Genomic DNA, 3,419 nt, shown 5'->3' on the forward strand with positions numbered 1-3,419 from the left:
GTGGCAGATCACATGTCGCCATCGACCGGATGCTTTCTCGACCTGATTGACCGAGTTCATGGCGGATTGTCTGCTCGGCACCAGCTGTTACGGTGACGTGGCTCTCGATATCAAGCTCGGCCAGCAAATTGAGAGTTTCCAGAGCGAGTTGCGCTCCCGAAGCCCCCGAAATGCCGACAATTACGCGTTTGCCTCGGCTCATTGTATGTGCCTTCCTGCCGGACTTGTTGCCTGAAGTCCTGCAAAGAGCGCATCGGCCCGTGCCTCAACCTCGGCCGGCATTGTAAGTTTCTCGGCAAAGGAGCGTGTTGTCTCGGCGCCGATCTTGATGGTCGCGTCGATACCGAGCTTTCCTCCAAGACCCTCAACCGGACTGGCGAAGTCCAGCTGGTCAACCGGTGTCCGATCCAGAACGAGCAGATCGCGTTCCGGGTCGGACCGGGTGGCGATAGCCCACATCACGTCGTCCCAGCAACGGATGTCGATATCCCCGTCCACGGCAATGACGTACTTGGTCATCGAAAACTGCGGCAGCAGGGACCAGAAACCCATCATCGCACGCCGAGCCTGACCCGGATAGGACTTGTCGATCTTGAGAACCGCAAATCGATAGGAACAGGTGGCAGGAGGCAAAAAGACATCGACAATTTCCGGGATTGCCTGACGCAGGATCGGGCGGAAGATATCGGTCATGGCATCGCCGATGACGGAAGGCTCGTCCGGCGCTCTGCCGGTGAAGGTCGACAGATAGACGGGATCCTTGCGCAGGCTCATCGAATTCAGGTGAAACACAGGATAGGAAGCTGCGTCGTTATAGTAGCCGGTATGATCTCCAAACGGACCTTCAAGCGCGACTTCCCCCGGTTTGATCTCGCCCTCCAGAACGATCTCCGCGCTTTCCGGAACATGCATTTCGATCGTGCGGCAAGGGGCAAGACGCGAAGGCGTATCGTTAAATATGCCGGCAAGCGCAAGTTCGCTGACATCGCCTGGTGCCGGGATAACGGCAGACAACAAGGTCGCCGGGTCGCAGCCAATGACGATGGCAACCGGCATAGTGTCGCCCTTTTGTTGCCACTTCCGGTAATGTTGCGCTCCGCCTCGAAACGGCAACCATCGAATGATGGCCGTCTTGGGACCGAGAACCTGCATTCGATAGATGCCAAGATTGTAGGTTCGTGGATCATCGGCTCCCGGAGGTCGTGTTATCACGATGCCCCAGGTGATCAGCGGTCCGGCGTCATCGGGCCAACATGTTTGAACAGGGAGTTGGCACAGATCGGGGTCAGTTGGTTCCAGCGCTTTGTTGGATCCGATCCGTTTGGGGCGTGTGTTCAGGCCCGCCTTTGCCATCGGAAAGAGCTTGTAGGCTTCGCGCAACGACTTTGGTGGCTGGGGGCTGCGCAGGGACGCAAGAAATTCTCCAAGTTCAGGAAGTTTGTCCGGTCTGATCCCCAGGCCATTGGCAATCCGTTTGCGGGTGCCGAACAGGTTTACGAGCAATGGTGCCAGAAAATCCGATTTGGATCCTTTTCTGGGTGCGGTCAATTGAAGCGCCGGGCCACCTTTCGCAATCACTTTGCGATGCAGAGCCGTTGCTTCCAGATGAATGTCAACCGGTGCCTCGAAGCGCTGAAAGTCGCCTTCGCTTTCCAGAAAGGAAAGGAATTCGCTCAATTTGCGAAAAGGAGGAAGGTCGCGGCCGCTCATGGGCATTCCAGTCGGGCAGGTCAGGGGAGGGCAGAAGTCTGCCCGTGCAAAGCGCTGGTATCTGCGAAACTTTCAGAACCTACCTTGATAATTGTCAAGTCTTGCAGGGGCGGTCCTGAATTATCTTCGGGCCGCGAAAGTGAGTCCCTCATGCCCAAACCGTCTTCTGCTCTTAGTCTCCCACCCGTTATAGCAGCGTTCATCGCACCTCTTCCCAGAACGCCGATGGAGCTCCTGTTATCGAGACTGACGAAGCAGCTGGTTGCCCGGCGCCCGGATCTGCTGCGCAGACTGGGAGACGTGGTCAAGGTTCCTATTGCCGTTGTGCCCGATGATATGCCGCATGCGTTCCTGCTGTCGCTCGATGCGGACAAATCAAGCGTGACGATCTGTGACAAAGACAGGATTGAAGACGCGGAAGCAGTGGTGCGAGCGCCGTTTCTGGTTTTACTGGGGTTGCTTGACGGGACTTACGATGGGGATGCGTTGTTTTTCACCCGCGATCTACGGATCGAAGGCAAGACGGAATATGTGCTGGCTCTTCGAAACACCCTTGAAGAAGCGGAGTTGAATCCCGGAGAGTTTTTCGGGTTGACCGGCCGGTCCGCATCCTGGGTCAATGATGTCAGCGAACGAATTCTGGACAAAGCCCGGCAATTGGCGGCCAGAACGTCTGGACAGGTGGCTCCCCTGGAGACAGGGCACAGATGACCGTGACAACGCAGAACAGAATGGAACTGGTCTGTCCGGCCGGAACACCCGCAGCTTTGCGTGCAGCGGCAGACGCCGGCGCGGATGCGATATATTGCGGCTTTGCCAATGAGACCAACGCGCGAAATTTTCCGGGTTTGAACTTTTCGCCGGACGAATTGTCCGATGGCGTCGCGTATGCCCATCAGCGCGGTGCCAAGGTTCTGGTTGCCATCAACACCTTCGCACGTGCAGGAGATGTCGAGATCTGGCAACAAGCAGTAGACGATGCTGCCCGATGCGGGGCGGATGCGGTGATTGCAGCTGACATTGCCGTCCTTGATCATGCCGCTTCAAAACACCCGGACGTGCGTCTGCATCTGTCGGTTCAGGCGGCCGCCAATTCGCCAGAAGCCATCCGGTTCTATGCCGAAACCTTCGGCGTCAAGCGCGTGGTTCTTCCCAGAGTGTTTTCTGTTCCGGAGATTGCGGCGCTCAACAGGGAAATCGACGTCGAAACCGAGGTGTTTGTGTTTGGCGGTCTGTGTGTGATGACGGAGGGGCGTTGTTCGCTGTCCTCTTACGCCACGGGCAAGTCCCCGAACCTGACTGGCGTCTGTTCACCTCCCGACCATGTTGATTACCATGAGGATGAGACAGGCAGGCTTCAGGCTCGTCTGGGCGGGTTCACCATCGACAGTTTTGAAGCCGGGCAGGCGGCCGGGTATCCGACATTGTGCAAAGGTCAATTCTCAGCAATGGGCAAGAGCGGTTATCTGTTCGAAGACCCGGTGAGTCTCAATGCGTTTGAGTTGCTGGATGACTTGGCAAAAGCCGGAGTGACCGCACTCAAGATTGAGGGGCGTCAACGCGGAAAGGCCTACATCGCCGGCGTTGTGAAAGCTTTCAGGCAGGCTGTCGATGGTCTGAGCAGTGGAGCGGATGCCGGCCCTGCGATCGCGGCACTTAAGACCTTTTCCGAAGGCGGACAGCAGACCGCCGGCTCCTATAAGAAAACC

Annotated in this window: 4 protein-coding genes; 2 read left to right on the top strand and 2 right to left on the bottom strand. The window is 57.2% G+C overall.

What is annotated here, in order from left to right:
- Positions 1–202 (bottom strand): flavoprotein (locus K5905_RS30165; protein WP_297591388.1); only part of this gene is annotated, 202 nt, incomplete at its 3' end.
- On the bottom strand, positions 199–1,710 hold the full coding sequence (locus K5905_RS30170; protein ID WP_297591389.1) for a UbiD family decarboxylase: 1,512 nt from the start codon (positions 1,708–1,710) through the stop codon (positions 199–201). The genes K5905_RS30165 and K5905_RS30170, both read right to left, overlap by 4 nt.
- A 150-nt stretch (positions 1,711–1,860) precedes the next feature.
- On the opposite strand from K5905_RS30170, the gene K5905_RS30175 reads away from it, so the two are divergent.
- Both K5905_RS30175 and K5905_RS30180 read left to right on the top strand, forming a co-directional pair.
- The gene (locus K5905_RS30175) at positions 1,861–2,421 is read left to right on the top strand and encodes an SCP2 sterol-binding domain-containing protein (protein WP_297591391.1); all 561 of its coding nucleotides are present in this window, start codon (positions 1,861–1,863) and stop codon (positions 2,419–2,421) included.
- Between the two features lie 20 nt (positions 2,422–2,441).
- On the top strand, positions 2,442–3,419 hold a 978-nt coding region (locus K5905_RS30180), incomplete at its 3' end, for a peptidase U32 family protein (protein WP_297591393.1).

The sequence above is a fragment of the Roseibium sp. genome (assembly GCF_025698965.1).
GTDB lineage: Bacteria > Pseudomonadota > Alphaproteobacteria > Rhizobiales > Stappiaceae > Roseibium.

Excerpts from the sequence above, each read along its gene's own strand:
- K5905_RS30170 (WP_297591389.1), bottom strand. The coding sequence starts at position 1,710 with ATGAGCGGCCGCGACCTTCCTCCTTTTCGCAAATTGAGCGAATTCCTT.
- K5905_RS30175 (WP_297591391.1), top strand. The coding sequence starts at position 1,861 with ATGCCCAAACCGTCTTCTGCTCTTAGTCTCCCACCCGTTATAGCAGCG.